Source organism: Azospirillum sp. A1-3 (assembly GCF_023806445.1).
GTDB lineage: Bacteria > Pseudomonadota > Alphaproteobacteria > Azospirillales > Azospirillaceae > Azospirillum.
Genome location: NZ_JAMSLU010000007.1, coordinates 564,763 through 591,408, shown reverse-complemented (window position 1 = coordinate 591,408; position 26,646 = coordinate 564,763). Strand labels below are relative to the sequence as shown.

The following is a 26,646-nucleotide window of genomic DNA, read 5'->3' as shown; positions in this document are numbered from 1 at the left end:
GAGTTTGCTGTGACCAAAATCCTCTACCTCGCGCACAACCACCCGCAGTTCCATCCCGGCGGCACCGAGATCTTCGCCCACGACCTGTTCTTGGAGATGAACCGGCGGCCCAAGGTCGAGGCGCTGTTTTTGGCTGGAACCAGCGCCCTTCAGCGCCAACCGAGCCCGGGCACCCCGTTCCAGACCATCGGGCGCAGCGCGCGCGAGATGCTGATGTGGACCGGCGGCTTCGACCGCTTCCTTCTCTCGCAGATCGACACCCATGGCGTGTTGCCCGAGCTGGAGCGGCTGGTGCGCGCCGTCAAGCCGGATGTGGTGCATGCCCACCACAGCCTGCTTGTCGGGGTGGAGGCCTTCGCCATGATCCGCCGCGCCGTGCCCAAGGCGCGGCTGGTCTTGACGCTGCATGACTACCACGCGATCTGCCACAATGACGGGCTGATGGTGACACCGGCCACCGCCGCGAGGCCGTCGGCGCTGTGCCGGCAGGCGTCGCCCGATGCCTGCCAGCGCTGCTTTCCCGACATCGCGCGCATGGAGTTCCGCTTGCGCGAGCTCTACATCCAGCGCCATTTCGGGCTCATCGACCAGTTCATCGCCCCCAGCCGCTTTGCCGCCGAGCGCCACCGCAGCTGGGGGATCGACCCGGCGCGCCTCAGCGTGATCCGCAACGGCCGACCGCCATCGGCACCAGCGCCGGTGCGGTCCGCCGACGCGCGGGCCAGCGAGCCGGCCTTTGCCGTGTTCGGCAACATCAGCCCGATGAAGGGAACGCTGGTGGCGTTGGAGGCGGCCCGTCTGGTCGCCCAGCGCACACGCCAGCCCTTCTCCCTCACCCTGCATGGCGCGCCGCTGTTCCAGACCGACGCCTTCGTCGCGGAGCTCGGTGCAGCCATCGATGCGCTGCGCGCCACCGCCACCGTCCGAGTGCGCCAGGCCGGAGCCTATGCCCCGGACGAGGTGCCGGCGCTGATGGCGGCGGTCGACTGGGTGGTGGTGCCGTCGGTGTGGTGGGAAAATGCACCCTTGGTGATAGACGAGGCCTTCCGCCACCGCCGGCCGGTGCTGTGCAGCGGCATCGGCGGCATGGCCGAGGCGGTCGCCGACGGGGTCAATGGTCTGCACTTTGCCCCCGGCGATGCGAGCGCTCTGGCCGAGCGGATGCTGGCCTGCATGAGCGAGCCCGGGCTGTGGCAGCGGCTCAGCGCCGCCGCACCAGAGCCCTGGGATATCGCCGCCTGTGCTGATGCGCATTTGGCGCTCTATCAGACCCCGCGCCGCCGGACGTCCCCGGCGCACGTGATGGCGGAGGCCAGCCTGTGACGGCGATCATCGAGCGCAACCTTGGAACACCGGAGGCGCCGCTGCCGCCGCCTGAGCTGCACTGTGTCGGCGACGGCGACTTCCGGGCCATTGGCGCGGAGTTCCTCGGCCATCTGATTGCTGTCGGCGGCCTCGCGGCGGGCGAACGGGTACTGGATGTCGGCTGCGGCGTCGGCCGCATCGCCGTGCCGCTGGCCGGTCATCTCGGGCCCGACGGGCGCTATCTCGGCTTTGACGTCAGCGCTGCCGGCATCGCCTGGTGCCAGCGCCATGTCGCCCCTTTGCACCCTGGCTTCGCCTTCGCCCATCTCGATGCCCACCACCCGCTCTACCATCCGAACGGTTCGCAGCCGGCGGCCGGCCTGCGCTGGCCGGTGGAGGATGGAACTGTCGATCTGGTGGTCCTGACCTCGGTGTTCACCCATCTGAGCGCGCTCGAGACCCGCTGGTACCTGCGCGAGATCGCCCGCGTGCTGGCGCCGGGCGGGCGCTGCTTCAGCACCTGGTTCCTGCTCGATGGGGAGGAGACGCCGCCGGAGGCCGATGCGCGGCTGCGTTTTGCTGTGGGAGCCGATGGGGCGTTCTACGACACCCTCACCGGTGTGCCGACGGCGGCGGTCGCCTATGGCCGGGCGTGGTTGTCCGCCGAGGCCGCTGCCGCCGGGCTGACGGTGGCCCAACTCCACCGTGGTCGCTGGTCTGGCGACGCCAGCGGGCTGACCTTCCAGGACGTGGCGCTGTTGCGTTCCGCCGAGGCCGCAGCGGGTGGGGCGCCGTCATGAGGCGGGGCGGCGATACGCCGCCGCCCTCGGCGAGGGCGGTGGGTTTGGGGGCGTGCTGGGCCGTGATGACGGTGCGCCTGGGCAACAGGCCGGCACCTGCCGGTGAATGGTCACACATCTCTCCCATTCGGGTTAACGCCTATGTAAGGGAATGGCGTCACTGTGCGGGTCCAGACAGCCAAACAGGTTTGCCGCCGAAACCAGCCAGAGACTCGACCAATGACCATGGCCACCCCACTGACGCCTGGGAGCGCCGATTTCAGGGCACATCCCGCAGGCAGTGCTGACGGTGAAAACCAGGGCGCTGCAGGATGGAGGGCACTGTGCACTGGGCCGTCGGCCTGGGTGGTGGGGAGCTGCCAAAAGGCCGGAGACCCGCATCCTCTTAAACAGCGGGACGGGCACGCAGGGAGTGGTGAGTCGGTCATGGTTTCCTTGGGCTTCGGTCAAGATCGACAGCAGCGCCGGAGGGGCGTCCCACCGCACTCCTCTGCGCGTTCGCGCATGAGCGCGCCGTAGCCGCGGCCATGGCACCGAACACTTACCTGATGGATGTCTCCGTGAACCTGACCGAGCCGTCGTATGCTGTCGCCGAGTGCACGAGCGCGTCGGCGCGCACGCGGCTGGACGAGGTCAAGCGGACGATCTGGTTGACCCGACCCGACCTGCGGGAACTATGTGAGACCAGGAGCGCTTCGGGTGGAAGCTGCTCCTGGCCGGCGCGAGCGAGTACCAGGATTTGGCAGAGGCTGAGATCCTCGTCCTCCGAGTACTCCGCACCGCTCCACCCCACTCGCATCGGGGAAAATAGGATCGATTAGGCGGTCAAAGCAGAGAAGCTGCCGATAAAGTGTAGTTTGCCGAGGTGAGTTTCACCAACTCAGCGCCGGAAACTGCCTCCGGCCTCAACAACAGGTCGCACATTGACCTGCGGCAAACCTATATGCAAAGGAGCAAGCTTCATTATGAAGTATAAAGCACTGCGCGAGCTCGGCTACATAATGCTGGGGCCGGTTATCGGTCCTTTTGCGATCTCGTGCGCGAAGAAAGTGATAGAAGACGGCGTGTCAACTGCATTCATTTCGCGAGAGGGATTTCATCTTCGCCGGCTTGTGAGGCACTGCCTCTCCGGATTTGGCCATCAAGCGACTGCTCCACTTCATCACGTTGCTGCCTCGCGTGCCTTCCTGTTCAAGCTGACCCTCGGGAAAGAACAACTCCTGCCATTAGCGCTTTCCCATCCGTTTGAGGGCTCTGTGGCCGACCTGCTTGAGGGCAGATTTGCGCTTTCACCATCCGACATGGCCACAATTGGCCCGACACCGCGAGTGCGCGTGTCCCTGCCGCGCGACGCTGAGTTGGTGGCAGGTATCATCAACAATATCACCGCGCCGATTCATGCGGAGATAGAAGGCAAAAGAGAAATATACAGAGAATACATCATGACATTTCTCGGGAGTCGCAAAAACTTACTATGCGTCGACGTAGGGTTTGCTGGAACGATACAGAGGCTTCTATCAGATATTTATAACATTAAGACTCAGGGTTATTATATGTTTTTCTCGGGCAGCGACGCGATCAAGGCGGATGGGTTCTGGTCGAGCGACGCCAAGCACGGTGCAGGCGACGCGCTCGTCGATCTTTCGCTTGTTCTCGAAGCGGTGCTGACTGCGCCAACGGGTCAGCTAAGGGATGTTCGGCGGGATGACAGCGGCAAGATCGACTTCCTGTACGGCCCGTTAACCAGAGTACAGGACGAATTTCACATAACCTATGCCTTGGTTGATGGAGTTAAGGACTTCATAGATGCCGCCGCCTGTTTGGGAGATCAGAATATCGATCAAATAATCGATGTACGTAAGAACTTTCTTATCCAGCTCCGGCATAACCGTTCACGTGAAGCGGAGAGCTTGAGGTGTCTGCTCGAGGTTGATGATTGTATTTCTGGAAATGGTTTAATTCGGCCATTCCAGTTCCTTCCAGGCCTTCGTTAATAATGAAATGGACGTGCATCATGGAAAAAAATAGCCAGACTATCGACTTTCGCCAAGTGCTTCTTAGCTCCGGTCTTTTCGACCGGAACTATTATAATGATAAGTATGTAGGCGCCGACCTTACACTGGAAGATTCGATAAATCACTTTTGGCAATATGGTCGCTTCGATACCCGAAATCCTTCTGAAAAGTTCTCCACCTTTTCCTATTTGGACAGCTATCCAGACATCCTGACTGATGGCTGGCCCTATCCGCCGGTCATGCATTACCTCTTGCATGGCCGGAGCGAGGGACGATTGCTCAATCCGGTACGGGATAACTATCCCCACATCCAGCCTCGCCTGAGGCTTTCGGAGCTAAAACCGCCTGCAGACGAGGGCATCAGGGCTAAGATTGCCGTTACTATCCATGTTTATTATCGTGAGTATGTGGGCGTTCTGGTTGCTCAATTGGCAATGCTGCAATTTGAATTTGATTTGTTTATCACATCACCGTTTCAAGATGTGGTTGATAGCTTTATTGAGGTGTGGGGTAGAAGTGAGGTGGCGCGCGGCTCTGTTCATGCACGTGTAACACCGAACCGAGGGAGAAATTTCGGCCCACTCTTCGTTGAATACGGTGAGGCGCTGCGGCAGTACGACATCGTTGGTCACGTTCACAGCAAGAAATCTCTTTACACAGGACACCCCCGCTACGATTGGGGCTACCACTGCATCTCGGGGGTGCTGGGCTCGCCTGAGTATATGGAAGCCGTTCTGTGGCAGCTCTCCAAGGGAACTCGCTACGGAATTGTGTGCACCGAGAAGCACCCCGCACTTCCGTTCTGGGCTTATCACTGGCTAAAGAATACCCATCAGGGTCTCACCTTGGCCGAGGAATTGGGGCTGGATTTCGAAGAGGGGTTTGCGAGCTACCCTGTTGGGGGTATGTTCTGGGCTCGTCGGGAAGTGATGGAGCCACTGCTTCAGCGGAAGTGGAAATACGAAGACTTTCCCGAGGAGGCGGGGCAGACAGACGGTACCGTGCATCATGCACTGGAGCGGCTGCTGGGGGCAGCTGCGCGGCATGCGGGTTTTTCCACCTTGCGGTGGATGCCGGATGCTGGTGAATTCAATACTATCGAAGAACCTGGTATCGCCCACCTCATGACAGTCAGTCGAACCTCCGTGATGAACTGCATCCTTGATGCGGATGTCATCTCTTTTGATATTTTTGATACTCTACTATATCGTGATGTCCGCGACCCGGAGGACGTTCGTGATCGGATCGGGCCGTCCTACCGGAAGCTGAGGTGGGAGGCAGAGGTACGGGCTCGTACTGCGCTTTCTGACGATAGGGATGTCCGGCAGCTTGACATTGCCAACCAGTTGGCGAAGCTAACCGGCGAGTCCGTGGAAAGAGCTCTACGGTGGCTTGATCTTGAATTCCGGACGGACATGAGCACGATGCACGCTCGGACGTCGGTGATCGAGTTGGTCCGCTATGCGACTGCCAGCCAGAAGCGGATTATCTATGTCTCTGACATGTATTATAGTACCGCTGAGCTAGAGGCCATCTTCAGGCACTTGAATATTCCGAAGGCGGATGCCGTTTACGTCTCCTCTGAGATGGGCAAACGGAAGGATCGTGGCGATATGTGGGTGCATCTTCGCGATCGGGAGCGAGGGCGGATTCTCCATTTTGGCGACAATATGGTGTCTGATATCCAAAATGCCTCCGATTGTGGAGTGTCGTGTGTCTACATTCCGACTGTCATGCAGAAAACAAAATTTCTCGGCGTACTGCGCCGAAAGCCCATGAACGCCGAATGGAAGGCAGTTCTCCCAGTTATTTGTCACTATGGCGATGATCCATTCTTCTGCTAGCTGGGGATGACTTCTGACTTGTCGGACTGTCCCTGAGCACCCGTAAGCAGATGTTACAACGCCTAGAACATACAGAGGTGCGCTTTGATTTTTGACTGGAACAATGATCGTGATCGCGTTGTCGAGAGAATTTCTGAGATCAAGACCGATCTTAAAATTATACTGAAAACCAAAAACGACCCTTTTTTCTTGGAGTGGTGGCTTGATCACCATGAAAATATCGTCGGCAAGGGCGGAATTGTGATTTTCGACAATGAATCAACTGACGATGAGGTGATGTCGATTTACAAAAAACGCGAGGGGGAGCTGACGGTAGTGCGATTTTCCGGACTCCACAACCGGATTCATGACTCTTCTCTGTTTCCTGAACTGTACCAATCATTGCAGAAATCGTGTCAGTTCTACTGCTTTCTGGATACCGATGAGTTTATGATGCGGACGGACGGAGAGACATGGAGTGCTAACTACAAGATTATCGAGTTTTTGAAATCAAACTTCAGCTCGGGAGCCAGAGTTTTTAATACAATTTGGCTATATAACCAGATTGGATCGAGAAACATATTTTGCTGCGGTTCTGATCCCATGGCCATGAACGACGGATTGCTTCACGGCAAGCCAATAATATCATCAGATACTGTCATTCATGAGTTTACCAATCATAACATGCAGCTGCGTCCGGAGCATATAGATGGAGTTGCGCCGTACGAGATATTTATCCTTCACTATACGAGGCTCTCCTCCCATCAGCGGATCCGCGCGAACATGGAAAAATTGCTTGCACGGGGAGCTGTATCAGCGAGCATGACTCCTGAAGACATTTCGAAAATGGACTGTTCTAAATTTGACGATCCAAACGTTTTCTTTTATGCCTCTGAGATTACCGCAAGACTCTCTAACCGCGATCTATTTTCAAGTGAGTCAGAAATTACACCTGGTGCGATGATATTGCACGAGGACGGGATGGTATCTTTCTTTGGTGCTTCTGAAAAAGATATGTTTAAAAGCTATATCTATTCGCAGGAGGAAGGGGCCAATCTGATAAGGGCGCGTTACTCCCCAGTGTTCCTCGCGTAGCATGGAGGGTATGCCCCACTTTCAAATTGAGTGCCACAAATACTGAAGCCTAGCGATCTAAGCTGGATGTGGAACGAAATTTGTGGCATGAAAAGCCGTCGAGATAATGGGGGGCAACTGCTCCGTGCTTTCTCAATGCCACGCAAGTGAACTGCTAGGATCATGCATTTCTTGGAACAATCCAGAGAGAATTTAATATGAAAATGGTCGATGGCGTCGAAATAATTGAATTCAGACATAAAGAAGACTGGGTTGATTATGCATCATCTTCTAGCGTTAGGATTAGGCGTAGCGCAGAACTTGAGCTGATTAGGTCTCCATACCCAGCGTCTTTACCGGGGATCTGTGGGTGCTGCGGCAAGCTTCAAAACATGAGCTTTGGCACATGGCACTCTCGTCTGACTGAACGAGGGGGAATTGAGCTCGCGCTAAGCGAAACTGGCTCTTGCCCAGAATGCCGAATCAACTCAAGAATGCGGTTTGCGTCTGACATACTCCGCTCTCACTTTGCTGAGACGCGGGGATCTGTCTATCTAACAGAGCGCAAAACCAATTTCTTTACAGCTCTTTCTGCGATTGGACATTCTCTTGTGGGATCTGAGTTTCTCGGTAGCGATAAGAATTCCGGAGAGGAGTATGATGGGATTATTCATCAAGATGTTACAAAATTGACGTATCCGGAGTCCTCGTTCCAGGCGGTTGTTTGCTTAGATGTTGTTGAGCACGTTCATGATCCTTTAGCGGCTGTTCTTGAGTTGCATCGTGTGCTTTCCCCTGGCGGCGTGGGGATTGTAACTTTTCCCTTCTTCCCCTATCAAGAAAGAACTGTTGTACGGTGCCAAATCAAAGATGATGGCACGGTAGAGCATTTACTTCCTGCAGTCTACCATGGGAACCCTCTGGGTGGAGGTGCCCTTGTATTCAACGATTTGTCATGGGATTTTTGGGAGAAGGTAAAAGAAAATCTTGTCGGCTACTGCCGACTAGTAAATTATTGGTCCCTGTATCGCTGTCACTTCGGAATGAATCGGTTTGCTCTAATCTTGTCAAAGAAATGATGGGGCGACCTATATTTGATATCCTGCCGCCTGGACTTTGGCCATTTTCGCAGGGTTCGGGTCAGGCATGGCTCCAGAAATCCGGCTCATTGGCGACGTAGTCAAGGGCGCGGCGGAGCGGGCCTCCTCGGGCCCGGCGAGCGCCTGGGTGGCGGCCTGGCGCCAGCGCGCCAGCTCCTCCGGGTAGATGCCCTTTTCGCGGCACCAGGCGCCCTTCGACGCTTCGTCCAAAGCCGCCGTGGCGAGCACCGCGTCCAGGCGCGCGGCCGCCGTCCAGCCCAGTCCGGGCGGGGCTGCCCGGCGCCTCGGCCCGCCAGCGCTCGAGCGTAGCCGCCGAGACGCCCAGCTCCCGGCTTACCGCCTCGAGCGGCAGCAGCCGGGCCACCGCCCGGTCCTTGAATGCTTGTCGGTATCTGCCCAACAGCTCTCTCCTCATCGCCCTCGGATTCAGACAACCTTATCCGGGCGACAACCATCCTGACGCAGAGGGCACCCACGGGCAGCCGTCCGGGCGCGGCTGGCGGGCGAGGATGCGCAGCGCGGCGTCGGACAGCGGGATGTGCCGGCGCCGGCCGCTCTTGGAGACCGGCACCACCCAGAGCCGCCGCTCGACATCGACGTGCTCCCATCTCGCCTTCATCGCCTCGCTGCGACGGGCGCCGGTCGCGGCCAGCAGGGCGATGGCGCTGGCGGCGAGCTGGTTCGACTCCTGGTCGAGGGCGAGGAACAAGGCGCGCAGCTCGGCCTCGGTGAGGAACCGCTCGCGGTGGTGCTCGCGCCGCATCTCCGCCTTGCGCGCCGGGTTCCGCCCCTCGATGACCTCCCACTCGATCGCCAGGTTGAACACCCGGCGGACGACGGCGGTGTAGCGGTTCACGGTGCCGTTGGCCAAGCCCTCCTTGCGCAGGCTGTCCTGGAGGGCGGCGATGTCGTGCGGCTTGATCCAAAACCTAGCGCCGCAAACCCGATCCTTTAGGACCGAGATAGGCGCGTTCTTGCTTTTTTCCCGCTACGGTTTGGTTCTTCGCGCTGCTGCTCGATCTAGCCCCAATACCGTGTCGTTAAAGGGCGCCTTGAACCTTGCGGTAGTTTGGCCGGACGCTGGGTCGTTGGCAGTCCACCCAACGATTGAAGGTGTTTGGATTGAGGGCATGCCGGCGGCAGTAGTCGGCTCGCGATAGGCTGCTGGCGCGCCACGCCTTGACATGCTGGCGGTCTGGTGTCGCGGCATGGCGATCTGCCGTGGTGGTTGGCAGTTCGGCCGCGGACACTGGTTCAGGCGTTTTGGGAAGGGGAGCCGGCGGCTGCAGGTCAGTGGGCGGTAGAATGTGGATGTGGTCCTCGTAGCTCCAGCGGCGATGGTCCGTCGCGGCGGCTCGGCTGCGGGTGGGAAAGTTGCTCATCTTGCGTTTCACCACGCGCGGATTGTGGCGCCCGCGGCTCCGTTCTGCGGGCACCGCCCGGATTTCAGCCAGGATCATCATCAGCATCCGCTGCCGTCGCCGAGGGGGAAAACGCCGCATGTAGCGGCAAATGGCGGCGCACCACACGCACCGTGTGCAGGAAGGAGAGCGTGTCCGGATCGCGGGAGTCGGCGGCCCCGAGGGCTTGGCTAGCCTGCACCATCAGGTGGCGCATGCAGATTCCGACTGAAAGCGGCCACGGTTTCCGACGCCAAAGCGGCCAGTATTCCGATCGCAAGCCGGCCGGCATTCCGATTTGAAGGCGGCCACCATTCCGACATGAAACCGGCCACCCTTCCGCTGTGAAGGCGACCGGCACCATCGTCGGCATGATGATGGCGTCTTCCCCGCGAGGAGAGCTTCCATCAAGCACCGCCTCCTGATCCAACCGACAGGAGGAGCGGATGCCAGCCTTGAGGCTTTCCATGCGGCAGATCCGTGAATTGTTTCGCCTGAAGTTCGGCAGCCTGCTGCCGACCAGCGATCGCCAAATCGCAGCCCAGCTCGGTGTCGCGCGTAGCACCGTGGCGGAGTACCTGGAGCGCGCCCATGCCGCCGGCCTGTCCTGGCCACTGCCCCCCGACCTCAGCGATGCCGAGCTGGAGGAGCGGCTGTTCGCCCGTCCGAACATTCGCCCCGGCGTCCGCCGGCGTCCGGAACCCGACTGGGCGGCTATGCACCGCGAACTCAAACGCCCGGGCGTCACGCTGATGATCCTGTGGGAGGAGTACCGTGCCGCTCATCCCGACGGCTACGGCTACAGCCGCTACTGCGAGTTGTACCGGGAGTTCGAGGCGCGGCTCGCCCCCAGCATGCGCCAGCCCCATCTGGCCGGCGACAAGGTCTTCGTCGACTACTCCGGCAAGACGCTGCCCATCCGCGATCCCGCCACCGGCGCCGTGCGGCCCGCCCAGCTCTTCATCGCCGTGCTGGGCGCCTCCAACTACACCTACGCCGAGGCGACCTGGACCCAGACACTGCCCGATTGGATCGGGGCGCATGTCCGCATGTTCGAGGACCTCGGCGGTTGCCCGCGCCTGATCGTGCCGGACAACCTGAAAAGCGGCGTCCTCAAGGCTTCCTTTTACGACCCGGAGCTCAACCGCAGTTACGCCCACATGGCGCACGCCTACAGCGTCGGCATCCTGCCGGCGCGTCCGCGTCGTCCACGTGACAAGGCCAAGGTGGAAGCCGGTGTGCGCATCGCCCAGTACTTCATCCTCGGCCGGCTGCGCAATCTGCCGTTCTTCTCCTTGGCCGAAGCCAATGGCGCGATCGACCGGGTGCTGGAGGACCTCAACACACGGCCCCAGCGCCGCCTCGGGCTCAGCCGCAGGGAGTTGTTCGAACAGCTTGATCGGCCGGCGCTGCGGCCGCTGCCCGACACGCCCTACGAATACGCGGAGTGGAAGCTCGTGCGCGTCGGCCCCGACTACCATGTCGAGGTCGCCGGCTTCTATTACTCGGTACCGGCGACGCTGATCCGCCAACAGATCGACGCACGCCTCACCGCCACCACGGTGGAGTTCTTTCACCGCGGCCAACGGATCGCCGCCCATGCCCGCCGGCACGGCGGCGAGCGCCACAGCACCGTGCCCGAGCACATGCCGGCGGCACACCGCCGCTACGCCGAGTGGAGCCCCGAGCGTTTCGAGCGGGACGCCGGCGACCTTGGCCCCAATACTGTGGCGTTGATCCGCGCCATCCTCGCCAGCCGGCCGCACCCGGAACAGGGCTTCCGCACCTGCCGTGGCGTGCTGAAGCTGTTTCGCGGCCCCAACCGGGCCCGCGCTGAGGCGGTGAGTGCCCGGGCACTGGAGATCGGCGCCACCACTGCCGACAGCATCGCCTCGATCCTACGCAACAACCTGGACCGGGTTCGCTCCACCGCCCGCCCCGAGGCGCCGGCGCTGGACCACGCCAACATCCGCGGCTCGCGGTACTTTCATTAGGAGCCCACCATGCTTTCCCATCCCACCTTCGACCAGCTCAGCGACCTGGGGCTGCACGGCATGGCCAAGGCGTTGCGCGAGATGCAGAACAACCGCGAGGCCGGCACCCTCAGCCATGAGGAATGGCTGGGTGTGCTGCTTGATCACGAGGTGACGCTGCGGCGGCAGAAACGTTTCGAAGCACGCGCCAAGAGCGCCCGGCTGCGCCATCCCGCTGTGATCGAGGATGTTGATTTCCGGGCGCCGCGTGGGCTGGACCGCGCGCTGTTCCAGAAGCTGGCGACCTGCCGATGGATCCACGACCACCAGAACGTGATCATCACCGGGCCGACCGGCATCGGCAAATCCTGGCTGGCCTGCGCGCTTGGCCACCGTGCCTGCCGCGAAAACCTATCGGTACTCTACCAGCGGATGCCCCGGCTGTTCGAGACCCTGGCCCTGGCACATGGCGACGGCCGTTACGCCCGCCTGATGCGTGGCTTCGCCCGCGTGCGACTTCTCATCTTGGACGACTGGGGACCAGAGCCGCTGAACGCAGAGCAGCGCCGCGACCTGCTCGAGATCGTAGAGGACCGCTACAACGCCGGCTCTCTGCTGATCACCAGCCAAATCCCCACGGACCGCTGGCACGAACTCATTGGGGATCCGACTCTCGGGGACGCGATCTTGGACCGCATTCTTCACAACGCCTACCGCATCGACCTCACCGGAGACTCAATGCGCAAGCCGCGACGCCAGCCAGCCCTGGCCGACGGAGAGTGACGAGACCGCCGGGCGCCCCCGGAGCTCCACAGGCACCTCCCAGGCAAGCCGGCCGCTCTCTAGCGTGATGAGGCGCGCTCGCGACCGGCTTGCCCGGGGCCCTCCTATGGATTCCGGGGACGCCCTCCACCTCGACATGATCATGGCGGCTTGACCCGACGCCATGCTCATGCGACACGAAAAACGCCTCGCGGGGATACGCCACCCCGGCCGCTTTCCTTCGGAACGCTGGCCGGCTTCAGTTCGGAACGGTGGCCGCCTTCAAATCGGAATACCCGGCCGGCTTCATCGGAATCTGCAGGCGCAACGCGAAGTGGGCAAGCAGCAGCCCATAGACCTCCTGCTCGACCAGATCAGCCCGACGCGAACGCAGCATCAGCTGTCAATCGGCTTCCAATTTTGGCTCTTCCTCAGATTTGATGACGACGTGGGATTTGTGAAGGCGAATGAGCACATAGAGGGAACAATCCATCAACTCGTGTTTCTGCTTTGGCCAAACGCATCCTTCCTCTCCTGCCCCCCGGTCTTCTGGTCCAGCAGGTTCAGCCCGGTCTGGATCGTGTCCTTATCCTGACCGCTTCCGAAGCGCTTACGGCGTGTTGCCCGCTGTGTGGCACTCCGTCGGCGTGTGTGCACAGCCGCTACACCCGCACCCTGGCCGATCTGCCTTGGCAGGGACGAACAGTTGCCGTTCGGGTCGCCGCGCGGCGTTTCCGGTGCCAGATGGCGGGCTGCCCGCGACGGATTTTCGCTGAACGCCTGCCGGAGATAACAGCCGGAGCGTGGTCTCGCCGCACCGCACGGCTGGGCAATCTCCAACGCCAGATCGGTCTGGCGCTGGGCGGCGAGGCCGGCGCTCGGCTGGCGCAACAATTGGCGATGCCGGCCAGCGGAGACACGCTCCTCCGCCTGCTCCGCCGGACCGAAGCTGCTCCGCGCCCTGCCCCGCGTATCGTCGGGATCGATGACTTCGCGTGGCGCAAGGGCAACCGGTACGGCACCATCTTGGTGGACCTGGAACGGCATGCAGTCTTGACCTACTTCCAGACCGCGACGCGGACACCGCCGCCCGGTGGCTGGAGAAGCGCCCGGACATCGCCGTGGTCAGCCGCGACCGTGGAGCCGTCTATGCTGATGCCGCCCGCCGCAGCGCACCCCAGGCCGTGGCGGTGGCCGACCGCTGGCACTTGCTGGCGAACCTCGGACAGGCGGTCCAGACAATCCTGGACCGGCATAAGCCGACGCTCCGGGCGGCGGCACAGAAGATCTCCTCCGACACCGCTACCATCCCCAGGGTTACGGAGACAGCCGGCGACACGCCACCGCCGATGACCAGCGCCGAACGACGGCAATGGACCGGCTGGGAGCGCCGCCGCGCCACCTGGAAGGAAGTGGTCCGGTTGGGCGCCGAAGGCGTCTCGGCGCGAGCCATCAGCCGACGGCTTGGCTTCGCCCGCGAGACGGTGCGCAAGTTTCTGCACGGTGGCGAACCGGAGGTGCATCGTCCCCGCCACAGTTCTCTGGCTCCCCATCTGGCCTTTCTGGAACGGCGATGGGGAGAAGGGTGCCACAATGGCGCCCAACTGTGGCGGGAACTCCGGGCCGCGGGATTTGACGGCAGCCTACGGGTGGTGACCGAGTGGGCGACCCGCCGACGCCTAACGGCCCGGCCGGAACGCTTGGCTTCCCCGATCGCCGCCCCGTCCACCCGTCGGGTGGCGATGTTGCTGACTGCCGACCCATCCTCCTGGACGGCGGAGCGGTGTCGCTATCTGGAGCGGGTGTTCGCCCTCGCGCCGAAGCTGGCGACAGTGCAGGAACTCGCCCGGCGCTTTGGCGCGATGATCCGGCAGCGCCAGGCCGATGCCCTGTCCGTTTGGCTGGACGACGCGGACACCAGCGACCTGCGGTCCTTCGCCGATGGTCTGCGGTCGGATTTCGCTGCGGTTCATGCCGCGCTTACCACTCCTTGGAGCAACGGGCAAACGGAAGGGCAGATCACACGGCTCAAACTCGTCAAGCGCTCCATGTACGGTCGCGCCAACCCCGACCTTCTGCGCATCAGGCTCATGGCAGCCTGAACACCGTCATCAAATCTGAGGAAGAGCCGTGATTGGACGCCGATCACCCCTGAAACTGGCCCAGTGTTGCAGGCCGATGCACAGCGCAGCTTCTCGGCGGTGCTGAACGTGCGCCGTTGCGGGCGCTCGCTCACCTCCGGATCGGGAGCGGACTGGGCGGTGGAAACGTGGGGCAGTGTCGGTGTGCTCATCGGGTCCTCAACAGCGCCCTCTACCGATCATTTCAGCAGGCGGCTGTCTCACTCGACGTTGGCACAGAGGGATCCGATACGTCACCCCCGCCCAGCGCCACGCCGGCCTGGACCGCGAGATCCTCGCCGCTCGCCACGACCTCTACCAAGCGGCCAAGGAGCGCAACCCGGCCCGGTGGAGCGGCACGACGCGCGACTGGACGCCCATCGACGCCGTCACCCTCAACCCAGAGCGGGACGCAGCAATCACAGCCGCTCCCCACGCCGAGCAAAAAACCGACGTGGCTGCATGAGACAGGCGACAACTACCTTGACCCGCTCCGCAAGGCCGAGGGCAAGGCTGAGACGCTTCTCCGGCTGCTGGAGCGCCGCTTCCCGCCAGTGCCGGAGACCCGGCGGGCGCAGGTGCAGGCAGCCACCGTTGAGCAGCTCGATGCTTGGCTGGACGCGGTGCTCGATGCCCCCGATCTCGATGCGGTGTTCGAGGTGACCGCGCACTGACCGTGAGCATCTACTTTGTGATATCTTGCATTGAGCCCAGTATGTCGTCTGGAAGATCCTTGGCTGCGGCGAGCAAAGCCTTCCAGTTGTCAGGTGGGTTGTCGCGCCCGAGCATGGCTTTGAAAACGGCATACGGATCGCTTCGGCTGCCGCGAGCCTGAAGTGTTTTCTCATCGTTCACCCAGGTGAAGACGATGATCTTGGCGGTGCTATCGTACCGGAAAAAAAGTCGGAATCGACTGCCGAACTTGGCGCGCGACCAGTGCCTGTAGTCCTCACCCATGGTGTTGCCGAGGCGGTACTCGGATCGGCCGGGATCGTCGGGGATGTTGTGCAAGGCGAGCTTGGCAATGGCGGCTAGCACGCGGACGTTGGCGTTCGACCGATACCCGTCAGGGTCTGCTGCGCGTGCGCGGAAACACGCGTCGGCCAAGTTCCTCACCTGGCTGATCATCATGTCGTGGAACAGCAGCGTCCAACCGTTGACCGTCAGAGGCACACGTCACCTTCGATCGGCTCGTCAAGGTCGATGTCACTGTCCTCAAGGACCTGCCTCATCGTCGCAACCAGATCGTCGGGCATCGCATTGACATGACCGCCAGCGGCGATGTCGGCCGCGATCAAGCGTAGGAAGGCGCCGATGGCGGGATCGCGGTGCTCCTCGTCGGCGGGCTCGATGGTGATACGATGCCCCTCAGCTCGGACAAGGATCCGACCACCATCAGCTACGCCGAGCAGCTGCCGGATCGCCAACGGCAGTGTGGTCTGCCCCTTGACGGTAACCGTGCAGGTCTTCTCGATCATTGACGGAGTCATGTCATCCCTCCATGCGCTCGCAGCGATCAAGGTAAGGAATTTTCATTACCTATTCAAGGGCGATGCACGTATGTTCATGGTCTGTAGCCGTCGTCGTCCCCTAATCCAGCCTGCTTTCCAAATTTAAGGTCGCAACTTACAATCCAGCTATTCAAGCATGAATTGCCCTGAAGAGAGCTATCACGTACGCCAGAATGTCTAATATGCTGTCAGTATCAAAACCGTTTCCGCATGATGCAAGTGCGCAATGCATGGTGGAAGCTGCTCGCCAGCGGAGTATCCCGTGTTTTCTGGCAAAAGGACGCCGTAACGGCGCTCGCCAGCCGGAGCGCTTCTGGTTGCAGATGAAGATCAAGGGGCAGATCTACTTCTACAGCCGTGGCATTTTGCTGGTTGACACGGAACCGGTGCAGGACAGTCTTGGAAACCACATCAATGGCAAGGCGGTTGAGCTCACGGTTGATAAAGCCGGCCTTAAGAAGCATCTGAGCGATCACGGCTTTTCTGTGCCGAAAGGGGCTGCCTTTCATAAGACGGAAATCGCCAAGGCCTTGGCGTTCGCCCTGACGCTCAATGGACCTGTTTGCGTGAAGCCGAACACGGGGCGGAAAGGTATCCTCGTCCATCCTGACCTCTTCACCCCGGAGCAAATCGTCAGCGCCCTCAGCGCGGTTGCTTTGGCCTATCCAGAGCTTCTGGTCGAGGAGAGCGTCGCCGGGGAGGTGGTGCGCTTTGTCTATTTCGACGGCAAGGTTCTCGGATCGATCGTAAATCTCCCTGCCAATGTCTTGGGAGACGGCGTGCACTCAGTCGATCAACTCATCCAAACGAAGAATCGACGTCGGGAGGTCCTCACAGCGCCGGTCTATGAGGCCATCGCAATCGACGAAGAGGTAACGGCGTGCCTTGCAAAGCAAGGGCTGACCCTAGCCGATGTCCCGGCCCCATCCCGCAGGGTCACTTTGCGGCCGACCTCCAACGTTTCGACCGGCGGTGACAGCATCGAATGTCTGGCGACCATTGATCCCTCCTACGTCGACATCGTTAAAGAGGCCTGCCGATCTGTGCCTGGCTTGCGGATCGTTGCCGTGGACATGGTGCTTGCTCAGCGCCAAGCACCGGCCAAGCACGGCAACCATTGGTTCTTGGAGTTCAACAGCTCTCCAGGCCTGTCGAACTTCACATACCCATGGGAGGGCAAGTCTCAGGACCTTTTCGGCATGATCCTCGATCATCTGACGGGCCTTGATCCCGTTCGGCCCTCTTCGGGGGCCCCGCCGGGCAGCCAAGAGCCGCGCTCAGCCCCTTTGACGCGTGGCTTTCAAAACGCCACGTCACATCCTGTCCCTCTCAAGCGGTTTTTCCCCATGCCGTCACCTCGCCCCTTGATCGGCCTTTTCACGGCACACCATAATCCACTTGTGGCCATTGCGCCGCTTCGCTTGCGCGCGCTTGCTGCGGAAGCCAAGCTGCAGGACGCAGACTTCATCGTCTTCGCGCAAGCAGGCGTTACGATCGGAGAGCCGCTGGTAAAGGGCTTCTGTCTGGGCCCGACCGGTTGGGAGGAGCGCATTCTTCCCATTCCGCATGTCATCATGAATCCAACCGCGCCGCATGACGCGGAATCAGCGGCAATTTTTGCCCACCTTTGCCGTCTTGCGCCCTTCACCACCCGCCCAATTGCCGACAAGATCGGCGTCGCCGCCCTGCTCAGCCGCTCCCCCGTTGGTGCCTATATTCCTCCCTCCCTCGATCTCGCCGCGGACAATCTCGCCGATCGCCTCCAAGGCTTTCTGACCGACCATCCGGCGGCCGTCATCAAACCCGCCAAAGGACGCCGTGGGCGTGACGTCGGTTTTCTGACCCAAAGCGGCGAGGGGCTGCGTGTGCGCTGGCACGCCACCACAGAGAACACCACGGTTGAGGATCTCTGCACCAAACTGTCACCAATGCTCGCAGACTCGCCATGGACCATCCAGAAGTTCATTGACTCCAGGGCTCGGGACGGTCGTGTCTTCGACATCCGTGTCCACGTGCACAAGGATCGGACGGGCGCCTGGGCTCTGGTTCGCTCTTATGTCCGCCTTTCCGAGGCCGGTCTCATGGTCTCCAACACCAGCCGTGGTGGCTATCAAGGAGACAGTCAGCATTTCTTCGCCAGCCTGGGCGAAGAGGGGGCGGAGCTTGCGCGCCGCCTTGGCCTGATTGGCCTTGCGACAGCCGAAACCCTCGATCGCCACTATGAGCGTGGCCTTGATGAACTCGGAATCGATTTCCTTGTCTCTCCCGATCGTCACCCCTGGATCATTGAGGTGAACACCCACCCACAATCCCGCTACCATGAATTCGAGAGGGCGCGCTTTGCGGTTGAGTATGCGCTGCATCTGTCCGTAAAGACTGAAATATAATGATGAGATTCTTCTCCAGATCACCGCCCTTCCGAGACGATGTGCAGGAAGCTTTATAGATCAGCTGATATCTGTGATGGGGCAGGGTGTGAAGATTTGCCAAATTTCAACGGATTGTGACATCCTTCATTTTTTTACCATTGGGTAATATGACTCCAGCCAAATCCAGCATCTTGATCAGAAAACCTTCCGCCATGGATGGTTGCGTCCATACGACAGGATGTCAGGAATGACGGGCATTAGTTCTAATTTTTGGTCTGGCACCAACGGGAATTCTGTTCAACTAAGGCCCAACCCTTCGGCAGACCCTGTTGAGGCAATGGGGTATCTGTTCGGTGGAAGCAGCGTCACCATTGCTCCCAGTCCAAACAACGTCTACGTGGTTGAGCAGGCGGATACCACATATGATTTGTTGACCCAGAGCACCAATCCTATTCCAAACGCCGCTCCCAAATTTTATCTCGACTGGAGTCAAAACTCTGGCTCTCTCTCCTTCACCGGCGCCAGCGGTTCCGACACCATTTATGGCGGCTTCGGAAACGATACCCTCACCGCGGGCAACATCAACAACTTTGGCGAGGGTGGTGATTGGCTGTACGGTGGTCAGGGCAATGACATCCTGGGGGGCTTTGGCGGTGCCGACCGTCTGTATGGTGGCGCTGGCAAGGATACCCTCGAAGGTGGTCTGGGTGCTGACACCCTGACGGGCGGCGCAGGCAAGGACACCTTCATCGAAACGGCAGCCGATTCCGTTATCGATACGATCACTGACTTCGCTCTCGGCGATAAGATCATCATTGATGGTGATCGTTCTGACCTGAACGGCTCGGAGATCAGCACGCACCTCAGCATTCTGCTGAACAGCGGTGGGAGCGTGACTCTGGCTGGTGATTTCGGTGACGGAATTTACGACGCTAAATACGATTTTCTTACTGATAATACGACCATCCGGATTTTCCATGAGGCGCCGACACTGGTGGATTTGCCCAATGGCATCACCAATTTCAGTGTCGGTTCGGACGTGGTGATCCAGTTCAATGAAACTGTTCATCATGGCAGCGGCGGCATCATTGAGATCATTCGGGCGTCCGACGACTTTGTTGTCGAAACCATCACGACCGCAGACCTGGACCCGCAGAACACCAACAATCCTTTGGTGACTTTCGACGGCAGCAGGGTCACCATCAACCCTGTGCATGATCTTGAGGCGGGGAAAACCTACTACCTGAAGATCACGGAAGACTTTATCGACAACGGCGGGCAGACTTCGTACATCGCGGGCAAGAGTGGGCCAAACAGCTACAATCTGAGCTTCAGCACCGCTGGGGTTGCTCCCCCGCCGAGCACCGACAGCCCCAACAGCGGCAGCAGCAGCACGGTGGATGGCGTGACGGTCACCACCGGCACGACCAACAACGGCGACGGCACCAGCTCGACCACCGTCAGCATCCCGGTGGTCACCAACACGCGCGCTGAGCAGGTCGGCAACAACGCTGTGGCCGACATTCCGCTGGTGAGCAGCGGCGGCGCCAGCCTGCTGAGCGCCCAACTGCCGACCGGCTATGGCCTGCAGGCCTCCGGCACCGCCACACCCAAGGCGGCCGGCAGCTCGCTGACCGACCTGATCCGCGAGATCAAGGCCCACACCACCGCCGGCTCGAGCGACCAGAACCAGCTCACCGGCGGCGGCTCCGGCTTCCTCGGCGGGCTGTCGGCCAGCACGCCGTTGCTGGTGCAGACCCTCGTGCCAAGCGTCGCCCCCGGCAGCACCAGTGCCCCCACCTCACCGCTGGTCATCACCGGCACCCCGGCTGCCGCCGGCGGGCCGCAGACCGCCCTGGTGATCGACACCCGCGGCCTGCCGTCAGGCAGTGCCATCCAGCTGCAGAACGTCAATTTCGCCGCGGTGATCGGTGCGGTCACCGTCACCGGCGGTGACGGCTCGCAGATGGTGTGGGGCGACAGCGCCAACCAGACCATCATCCTCGGTGCCGATGACGACACCTTGCATGGCGGCGGCGGCGATGACTTCGTCGGCTCCAAGACCGGCAACGACGTGCTCTATGGCGACGACGGCAACGACACCGTGCAAGGCGGCGAGGAGCATGACCAGCTCTATGGCAACACCGGCACTGACGTTCTTTTCGGCAACACCGGCGCCGACACGCTGTTCGGCGGCCAGGGCGAGGACCTGCTCCATGGCGGGCGCGACGACGACCGGCTGTCGGGCGACCTTGGGGCGGATACGCTGAACGGCGACCAGGGCAACGATGTGCTCACCGGTGGGCTGTCCGACGGCAGCCTGGCCGACGCCAGCGGCGATCAGCTGTTCGGCAACGCCGGGGCGGACGTGCTGTTCGGCAATGCCGGGGCCGACACGCTGCATGGTGGCCAGGAGGCCGACACGCTCTATGGCGGGCGGGACGATGACCGGCTGTTCGGCGATCTCGGTGACGATGTGCTGATCGGCGATTTGGGCAACGACACGCTGAGCGGCGGGGCCGGGGCTGACCTGTTCCGCTTCTCGCCCGGCAGCGGCCGCGACGAGATCGCCGACTTCAGCGCCGGCGAGGGTGACCGCATCCAGCTCGCGGCCGGCCAGGCCTACAACCTGCGCAGTGATGGAGCCGGCAATGCGGTGATCGTCTTCTCCAGCGACGATGAGGTGGTCTTGCGCGGCATCCGCCGCGAGGACGTTCAGACTGGATGGTTTGTCACCGGCTGATGCAAGTTCCAAAAATCATCCACCAGCTCTGGAAGGAAGACACCCTTCCAGAGCGTTACCGGGCGATGGCGCTGTCGTGGAAGCGCCATCATCCGGATTGGGAATGGCGCCTGTGGTCCGATGCGGCGATCGACGAGTTCGTCGCTCGGCACCATCCGGAGCTCAAGCCGTTGTTTGACGGCTACCGCCAGCCGATCTGTCGCGCCGACACCGCCCGTTACCTCATTCTTCAGCGCTTCGGGGGCCTCTATGTCGATCTCGACATGGAGGCCTTCCGGCCCCTTCATCCTCTGCTGGGAGAGAGTAGCCTTGCGATCGGAGTTGAGCCGGCCGAGCATCTCGCTTTGGAGAAGACGGCCGCACGCGGTTTTGACAAGCTCTTGTGCCCGTCGCTGATCGCGTCTGTGCCGGGCCATCCCTTCTGGGCGCATGTCCAGGAGCATTTGATGCGGTCCGGGCATCTGCCCGACCCCCTCGACGCCACCGGGCCCTATTTGCTGACCCGGGCCTATGAGGATTTTCCGGACAAGGCAAGCCTCACCATCCTGCCGCCGGAGACCATCTATCCGGCCGATAAGGAAAGCTGTTGGAATGGTGAGCTTTTCAACATCGAGGTCTGGGAGCAGAAGACCCGCGGCGCTTATGCCCTGCATTGGTGGGCCGGCAGCTGGTTCATCGGCCAGGCCATGGACCTTCCGCCGCCGCCCCGTCGCCTTGCCGTTCACCTGACCCAGGGGGAGGAGAGGGAGCCAGAAAAAGGCCCAGCGCGGACGAGGGACCAAGCCGAGCCGCTGTCGTCTGCACCTCCGGTCCCGGCCGTCCTGCCGGACCAGGACCGGATGATCTCCTGTCTCATGGTCACGCGCGACCGCTACGCGCACGCCATTCAGGCCCTCCACGCCTTTCGCCGCCAGACCTATCCCTATCGGGAGCTGGTCATTGTCGATGATGGTGCGGACGCGCGGCTCGCCAATGAGGTCGGGCGCCTGTCCGACCCGCGCATCCGCATACTGCGCCGTCCTGACCGTCGGGAGACGCTGGGGGCGTTGCGCAATATCGCCGTGGGCGCCGCCAGCGGCCGCTATGTCTGCCAGTGGGATGATGACGATCTCTATGATCCCTTGCGGCTCGAAATGCAGATGTCGGCGCTGCAGGGCGCCCGGGCCAAGGCCTGCCTCCTGAGCCGCTGGATGATCTGGTGGCCAGGCACGGACCAGGTTGCCGTGTCGCGCCAGCGCGTCTGGGAAGGCTCCCTGCTGTGCGAAAAATCAGCCCTTCCCCCTTATCCGGAGCTGCGGTCCGGAGAGGACACGCCGGCGGTGGAGGAGCTCTGTCGCCGGGTTCGGACCGTCTATCTCGACCAGCCGCGGCTTTACGTCTATGTCGCCCATGGGGCCAACACCTTCGGCTCCTCTCATTTCGATGAGCATTGGTCGGCCGCCAGCCGGCGCTTCGAGGGCGAGCGTGGCCGGGAGGTTCTGGTTGAGCTCGGCAAGCGCCTTGATTTGGCGACCTACCCGATTGAGACCTCCAAGCCGCCGGAAGCTGAGCGGGTGCCGCCGCCGGTCGAGCAGCCGCAGCCGGAAAGCCGAGCGACTGCGCTGGCCACAGCCATGACCCTGTTCAATGCCGGTCGTCTGTCGGAAGCCGGCGCTCTGTTCGGCGGGTTGCAGCGGTCGTTTCCACACCGTCCCGACGGCCTTGTCGGGCTCGCCCGCATCGCTGCGCGCCGTGGTTTGTGGAATGAGGCTCTGGTCCAATGGACCCGCATCGCCGCATCCTTCCCGGACTTCTGGCCGGCCCAGGTTGGCCGCGGCAAGGCGCTTCTGGAACTCAGCCGCTTTGACGACGCCGACAAGGCCTACAAAACCGCCTGCTGCCTCACCCCCGCCCATTCGGCTGGATGGGTTGGCCTGGGCGACGTGGCATCGCGCGTTCGCGAGCCGCAGCTGTCGCTCCAGCGCTGGTCCGTGGTGAGGCGCCGGTTTCCGGAGAATTCCCATGCTGGCGTGGCGGTCGTCTCCGCCCTCATCGAACTTGGCCGTCTGGACGAGGCCCAAACCATTGCCGACCGTCCGGTGCCACGTGGCCGGGAGCTGGAACAGGTGATGATGACGGCGCTCATCCTGCAGCGCCGTCAACAGCCCGCCGCCATGATTGCCTTCCTCGACGCGCACCCCCGCATCGTCGCTGGAAACATGGACCTGACCAACATGCTGGTGCAGGCGCTTTTGAGCGTTGGTCGGTTCGATCGCGTGCGTGCGGCCTATGCCGCGGCCAACAAGGGCATCGTTCCGGTGCAGGCCGAAGCCTATCTGCTGGCCTCCCACCCCGGCGATGCCGTGGCGGCCCGCAAGCAGCTTGCCGAGCTGTGGCGCCAGCACGGCTTGGCGATCCTGACCCACCAGGTCCTTCCCGCCACCCTCTATGCGCTGACCGAGCAAGGCTCCCCTGGAGAGGCTTTTGACCTTCTCGACAGGCTCGACCACAGCCCTCTGACCAACGCGTCGGCCTTGAAGCTGCGTCTTGCCGGCCTGTTCGAGCGCTTGCGCCTGGAGACCCTGCAGGCGACCGCCGACAGGCCGTTGCCGGACATCCGATCGCCTCGGGCCGATGCGGCCCTCTGCGCCATCGTCGATGCCATCCCGCCCGAGGCACCGCTCGGTCATGCCCGCTCTGCCATCGAGGACATGGTCGATCGCTTCCAGCGGCTGCGCCAGCGCTATCCCCGCTTTCATGTGGACTCCGCCTGGGAGCCGGCGGACGGCGAGGCGGTCCTCGCGCAAATCCTGAACGCCCATCGCGAGCGCCAGCCGTTGTCGGTGATCCGGCTTGGCGATGGCGAGGGCAACTTCCTGCCCTATCCGGACCACGCCGCGCATCTCGCCCGAAGCGACCAGGACGCCACGCAGCGGATTTGGTGGGGGATGCCAAGGCTGTCCGAAGACGACATCGCGCAGATGAGCGAGAGCTTGCGGTGCGCCGTCGGCAACGCCGACGTCGTCGGCATTCCCGACCTCTCGCGTTTGTGCTTTGGCCTGCCGGTCCCGACACCGCCCGAGATCTACCATTCCTGGCATGATTTCCGCGGCATTCTGTCGATCCTGGACCTGCTTGAGCGGACAGAGTCTCCCTTCCGGCCTGACCAGCTGCTGACGAGCTGCCACATCCATGCCGATCTGGCGAGCTGGTCGCTGTATGATCGTCTGTTCCAGACCGTCCGAACCGTGTCCCTCGTCACCTGCCATGAGACGCTGTCGCAGCGCTTGGCTGAGCGGTTCGGCGTTGCCACAGGCCAGACCTATCTGATCCCGCCTGAACAAAAATACGCCGACCTGTTCGGCTATGGCGGCGAGCGCCGCCATTACCCGGAGGCTTTCGAGGAGCTCCGCCTCAGCCTGACGGTCAAGGAACCAGGCGAGATCTTCCTCGTGGCCGCCGGCTTCCTTGGCAAGCTCTATTGCAACTGGATCAAGGAGCGGGGCGGCATCGCCATCGACATCGGCAGCATCGCAGACTTTTGGTGCGGCTACACGACCCGCAGCCTGATTTTCACGCAACGTTTCCTGCCTCTGCCAGGCTTGCCAAGCTTAGAACACGGCACGAGCGGCCTCGGGGCGGCGGGAGCTTCCGGCCTGCAAGGGGTCAATCTCCTCGGTGCCTTCACAGCGATGGTTGGCCTCGGCACCGCGGCTCGAGCGACCGCCGCTGCCCTGGACGCCGCCAAGCGGCCCTACCATCGGATCACCATCGACGCTGCCACCGCCCCCATTGCGGCGCACGTCGACAGCCCCCACGCCATCACCCTCATCCACACCAACCCGGACCTGCTGCTTCACTGGCTTGGCCGTCGCCAGCGCGCCGGCTGGACGAACACTCTGTTCGCACAGCGCTACACCATCGGCTATTGGGCCTGGGAAAGTCAGAAAGCCCTTCCTGCCTCCTGGACCTCCGCCTTGCCGTTGTTCCAGGAGCTGTGGGTGCCGAGCCGCTTTACCGCAGACTGCCTGTCGACGCTGACCTCGGCCAAGGTGATAGCCATTCCGCATGCGGTCCAGCCGCCCCGGCCGGAAGGAGACCGGGACAGCCTTGGTTTGCCGCGCGACAGCATCTTGTTCTTGTGCCAGTTCGATGACCTCAGCGGCTTTGAGCGCAAGAATCCACTTGGCGCCATCGCGGCGTTCCGCCGGGCGTTCCAGGCGGACGGACGGCCGGTGCAGCTCGTCGTCAAGGCGCGAAGCCTGTCCCCCGAAAGCCGACGCCGGCTGGACAGGGCAATTGCGGGGGATCCCGCGATCATCCTGCGGGTCGGCGAGGATGCCCCGGGTGTGGCAATGGGGCTTATCGCCGCCTGTGATGCCGTGGTCTCCTTGCACCGCAGTGAGGGCTTCGGCCTCACTGTGGCCGAGGCCATGTATTTGGGCAAGCCGGTTTTGAGCACAAACTGGTCCGGCACCATGGACTTCACGACGCCGGACAACAGCCTGCTGGTCCGCCACAAGCCGATGGTGTTGGCGGAAAAAGACGGCGTCTATCCAGCTGGCACGGTCTGGGCGGATCCCGATCTCGACCATGCGGCGAGCTTGATGCGACAGCTCGTCGACAATCCCGCGTTGGGTCCGCAGATCGGCCAACGCGCGGCCATGGACGTTCGCCGGACGCTCAGTCCGGCTGTGGTCGGCACGCTGATGTCCAAGCGGCTTTCGGAGATTGAGGCACAGCGCGCAGCCGGTCACGCGCATAGCCCAGCACCGCGGGCCCCTGCAGCGCAGCCATCGCACCAAGCAACGGAGCCGGCCGGCAAGGCCGCTGCCGAGCCACACATCTCGACCGTGCTGATCCTCATCCCGGTCAAAAATGCCAGAAAACATCTTCCAGCTTTGCTGAATGCCCTCTCACGTCTGGAGCATCCGGCCAGCCATCTCTCCATCGGCTTCCTCGAGGGCGACAGCACGGATGGCTCCTATGAGTTCCTGGAGTCCTGTCTGCCGGACCTGCGCCGCCGCTATCGCCGCGCTATCCTCATCCGCCAGGATCATGGGCTGAGCATTGACGGGCCGCGCTGGGCTCCCTCCGTCCAGCGTCGGCGCCGCTCCATCATTGCCCGCGTGCGCAACAGGCTGGTTCAAGAGGCTTTGACGGACGAGGAGTGGGTGCTGTGGATCGACGCGGATGTTGTCGCATTCCCTGATGACATCTTGAAGACGCTCTTGCTGGCAGATGGTGACATCATTGTTCCGCATTGCGTCTTGAAAGCGCACGGACAGAGCTTTGATCTCAACACGTTTCAGTTCAAGCCGGGGGCGGAGGCTGCTGAGCGGGAGTATGTCCATGATGGCATTGTTCAGCCGCCGCGTGGCGTTACACGTGTTTATCTTGATGGCTTGCGTGGACAGGGGCCAGTTGAGGTCAGCAGTGTCGGCGGGACCATGCTTCTGGTCAAGGCGCAGCTTCATCGGGAGGGATTCTTGTTTCCGGTCATTCCCCATCGAGGCTATTTGGAAACGGAAGGGTTTGCGATGATCGCCCGTGAGGCTGGATATCGCGCAGTCGCTTTGCCTGATGTGGAAATCATGCATGCGCCGGAGTGATTGGGGAGTCTGGCATCCTCTCCGCCTTGAAGGGCTTGCCGTTACCCACGTCGTGCTGGG

The 26,646-nt window shown here is 61.9% G+C and carries 19 protein-coding genes and 2 pseudogenes; 14 read left to right on the top strand and 7 right to left on the bottom strand.

The features are described from left to right. The first annotated feature begins 9 nt into the window (after window positions 1–9). The 6 genes from M5E06_RS33045 to M5E06_RS33020 all read left to right on the top strand — a co-directional run bounded on the left by M5E06_RS33045 (window position 10) and on the right by M5E06_RS33020 (window position 8,096). On the top strand, window positions 10–1,323 hold the full coding sequence (locus tag M5E06_RS33045) for a glycosyltransferase family 4 protein (RefSeq protein ID WP_252141868.1): 1,314 nt from the start codon (window positions 10–12) through the stop codon (window positions 1,321–1,323). Continuing rightward, window positions 1,320–2,105, top strand: coding sequence for a class I SAM-dependent methyltransferase (locus M5E06_RS33040; protein ID WP_252141867.1), 786 nt, complete (start codon window positions 1,320–1,322; stop codon window positions 2,103–2,105). Before M5E06_RS33045 ends, M5E06_RS33040 begins: the two co-directional genes overlap by 4 nt. Before the next feature lie 965 nt (window positions 2,106–3,070). Continuing rightward, window positions 3,071–4,099 carry a hypothetical protein gene (locus M5E06_RS33035; protein WP_252141866.1) on the top strand — a complete coding sequence of 343 codons (1,029 nt, stop codon included), beginning with the start codon at window positions 3,071–3,073 and terminating at the stop codon, window positions 4,097–4,099. A 20-nt stretch (window positions 4,100–4,119) separates the two neighbouring features. Next, entirely contained in the window at window positions 4,120–5,964 is a 1,845-nt protein-coding gene (locus M5E06_RS33030; RefSeq protein WP_252141865.1) for a rhamnan synthesis F family protein, read from the top strand. A gap of 84 nt (window positions 5,965–6,048) precedes the next feature. After that, window positions 6,049–7,038 (top strand): glycosyltransferase family protein, encoded by a 990-nt coding sequence (locus M5E06_RS33025; RefSeq protein ID WP_252141864.1) that lies wholly within the window; start codon window positions 6,049–6,051, stop codon window positions 7,036–7,038. 197 nt (window positions 7,039–7,235) lie between these two features. Next, window positions 7,236–8,096, top strand: a complete 861-nt coding sequence (locus M5E06_RS33020) for a class I SAM-dependent methyltransferase (RefSeq protein WP_252141863.1) — start codon at window positions 7,236–7,238, stop codon at window positions 8,094–8,096. A 120-nt stretch (window positions 8,097–8,216) separates the two neighbouring features. Here M5E06_RS33020 and M5E06_RS33015 read toward each other — a convergent pair. The 4 genes and pseudogenes from M5E06_RS33015 to M5E06_RS33000 form a co-directional block, all read right to left on the bottom strand. After that, window positions 8,217–8,517, bottom strand: a pseudogene (locus M5E06_RS33015) (transposase); the annotation flags it as partial. A 36-nt stretch (window positions 8,518–8,553) separates the two neighbouring features. Further along, the gene (locus tag M5E06_RS33010) at window positions 8,554–8,988 is read right to left on the bottom strand and encodes a tyrosine-type recombinase/integrase (RefSeq protein WP_252141862.1); all 435 of its coding nucleotides are present in this window, start codon (window positions 8,986–8,988) and stop codon (window positions 8,554–8,556) included. A 169-nt stretch (window positions 8,989–9,157) separates the two neighbouring features. Continuing rightward, the gene (gene tnpA, locus M5E06_RS33005; protein ID WP_252141700.1) at window positions 9,158–9,586 is read right to left on the bottom strand and encodes an IS66 family insertion sequence element accessory protein TnpA; all 429 of its coding nucleotides are present in this window, start codon (window positions 9,584–9,586) and stop codon (window positions 9,158–9,160) included. Further along, window positions 9,564–9,986, bottom strand: coding sequence for a hypothetical protein (locus M5E06_RS33000; RefSeq protein WP_252141861.1), 423 nt, complete (start codon window positions 9,984–9,986; stop codon window positions 9,564–9,566). The genes tnpA and M5E06_RS33000 overlap by 23 nt, the downstream gene beginning before the upstream one ends. Here M5E06_RS33000 and istA point away from each other — a divergent pair. Together istA and istB are read left to right on the top strand one after the other, a co-directional pair. Then, window positions 9,985–11,511: an IS21 family transposase gene (istA, locus tag M5E06_RS32995; RefSeq protein ID WP_252141533.1), complete on the top strand. Its 1,527-nt coding sequence runs from the start codon at window positions 9,985–9,987 to the stop codon at window positions 11,509–11,511. The two genes, M5E06_RS33000 and istA, sit on opposite strands and share 2 nt — an antisense overlap. Before the next feature lie 9 nt (window positions 11,512–11,520). Next, complete coding sequence (gene istB, locus M5E06_RS32990; RefSeq protein WP_252141534.1) at window positions 11,521–12,273, top strand: IS21-like element helper ATPase IstB; 753 nt, start codon at window positions 11,521–11,523, stop codon at window positions 12,271–12,273. A gap of 238 nt (window positions 12,274–12,511) precedes the next feature. Here the strand turns inward: istB and M5E06_RS32985 are convergent, their stop codons facing one another. Beyond that, the gene (locus tag M5E06_RS32985) at window positions 12,512–12,649 is read right to left on the bottom strand and encodes a hypothetical protein (RefSeq protein ID WP_252141860.1); all 138 of its coding nucleotides are present in this window, start codon (window positions 12,647–12,649) and stop codon (window positions 12,512–12,514) included. 598 nt (window positions 12,650–13,247) lie between these two features. Between M5E06_RS32985 and M5E06_RS32980 the strand changes: the two genes are divergently transcribed. From M5E06_RS32980 to M5E06_RS35755, 3 genes and pseudogenes are all read left to right on the top strand, one after another. After that, a complete protein-coding gene (locus M5E06_RS32980) occupies window positions 13,248–14,354 on the top strand; it encodes an ISL3 family transposase (RefSeq protein WP_252141859.1) in 1,107 nt (368 codons plus the stop codon). 253 nt (window positions 14,355–14,607) lie between these two features. Next, a pseudogene (locus M5E06_RS32975) lies at window positions 14,608–14,838 on the top strand (IS3-like element ISAzo10 family transposase); the annotation flags it as partial. Further along, entirely contained in the window at window positions 14,831–15,046 is a 216-nt protein-coding gene (locus M5E06_RS35755; protein ID WP_286209124.1) for a DUF4351 domain-containing protein, read from the top strand. The pseudogene M5E06_RS32975 and the gene M5E06_RS35755, both read left to right, overlap by 8 nt. A 10-nt stretch (window positions 15,047–15,056) precedes the next feature. Here M5E06_RS35755 and M5E06_RS32965 read toward each other — a convergent pair whose 3' ends face one another. Both M5E06_RS32965 and M5E06_RS32960 read right to left on the bottom strand, forming a co-directional pair. After that, window positions 15,057–15,545, bottom strand: a complete 489-nt coding sequence (locus M5E06_RS32965) for a type II toxin-antitoxin system YhaV family toxin (protein WP_502802029.1) — start codon at window positions 15,543–15,545, stop codon at window positions 15,057–15,059. Continuing rightward, complete coding sequence (locus M5E06_RS32960) at window positions 15,536–15,850, bottom strand: type II toxin-antitoxin system PrlF family antitoxin (protein WP_252141857.1); 315 nt, start codon at window positions 15,848–15,850, stop codon at window positions 15,536–15,538. The genes M5E06_RS32965 and M5E06_RS32960 overlap by 10 nt, the downstream gene beginning before the upstream one ends. Before the next feature lie 215 nt (window positions 15,851–16,065). On the opposite strand from M5E06_RS32960, the gene M5E06_RS32955 reads away from it, so the two are divergent. The 3 genes from M5E06_RS32955 (at window position 16,066) to M5E06_RS32940 (ending at window position 26,586) form a co-directional block, all read left to right on the top strand. After that, window positions 16,066–18,270 carry a YheC/YheD family protein gene (locus M5E06_RS32955; RefSeq protein WP_252141856.1) on the top strand — a complete coding sequence of 735 codons (2,205 nt, stop codon included), beginning with the start codon at window positions 16,066–16,068 and terminating at the stop codon, window positions 18,268–18,270. A 319-nt stretch (window positions 18,271–18,589) separates the two neighbouring features. Next, entirely contained in the window at window positions 18,590–20,995 is a 2,406-nt protein-coding gene (locus M5E06_RS32945; RefSeq protein ID WP_286209085.1) for an Ig-like domain-containing protein, read from the top strand. After that, the gene (locus M5E06_RS32940; protein WP_252141855.1) at window positions 20,977–26,586 is read left to right on the top strand and encodes a glycosyltransferase; all 5,610 of its coding nucleotides are present in this window, start codon (window positions 20,977–20,979) and stop codon (window positions 26,584–26,586) included. The genes M5E06_RS32945 and M5E06_RS32940 overlap by 19 nt, the downstream gene beginning before the upstream one ends. The last annotated feature ends 60 nt before the right edge of the window (window positions 26,587–26,646 follow it).

Excerpts from the sequence above, each read along its gene's own strand:
- M5E06_RS33035 (WP_252141866.1), top strand. The coding sequence starts at position 3,071 with ATGAAGTATAAAGCACTGCGCGAGCTCGGCTACATAATGCTGGGGCCG.
- M5E06_RS33030 (WP_252141865.1), top strand. The coding sequence starts at position 4,120 with ATGGAAAAAAATAGCCAGACTATCGACTTTCGCCAAGTGCTTCTTAGC.
- M5E06_RS33020 (WP_252141863.1), top strand. The coding sequence starts at position 7,236 with ATGAAAATGGTCGATGGCGTCGAAATAATTGAATTCAGACATAAAGAA.
- tnpA (WP_252141700.1), bottom strand. The coding sequence starts at position 9,586 with ATGCTGATGATGATCCTGGCTGAAATCCGGGCGGTGCCCGCAGAACGG.
- istA (WP_252141533.1), top strand. The coding sequence starts at position 9,985 with ATGCGGCAGATCCGTGAATTGTTTCGCCTGAAGTTCGGCAGCCTGCTG.
- M5E06_RS33000 (WP_252141861.1), bottom strand. The coding sequence starts at position 9,986 with ATGGAAAGCCTCAAGGCTGGCATCCGCTCCTCCTGTCGGTTGGATCAG.
- istB (WP_252141534.1), top strand. The coding sequence starts at position 11,521 with ATGCTTTCCCATCCCACCTTCGACCAGCTCAGCGACCTGGGGCTGCAC.
- M5E06_RS32985 (WP_252141860.1), bottom strand. The coding sequence starts at position 12,649 with ATGCTGCGTTCGCGTCGGGCTGATCTGGTCGAGCAGGAGGTCTATGGG.
- M5E06_RS32960 (WP_252141857.1), bottom strand. The coding sequence starts at position 15,850 with ATGATCGAGAAGACCTGCACGGTTACCGTCAAGGGGCAGACCACACTG.
- M5E06_RS32955 (WP_252141856.1), top strand. The coding sequence starts at position 16,066 with ATGCTGTCAGTATCAAAACCGTTTCCGCATGATGCAAGTGCGCAATGC.
- M5E06_RS32945 (WP_286209085.1), top strand. The coding sequence starts at position 18,590 with ATGGGGTATCTGTTCGGTGGAAGCAGCGTCACCATTGCTCCCAGTCCA.
- M5E06_RS32940 (WP_252141855.1), top strand. The coding sequence starts at position 20,977 with ATGGTTTGTCACCGGCTGATGCAAGTTCCAAAAATCATCCACCAGCTC.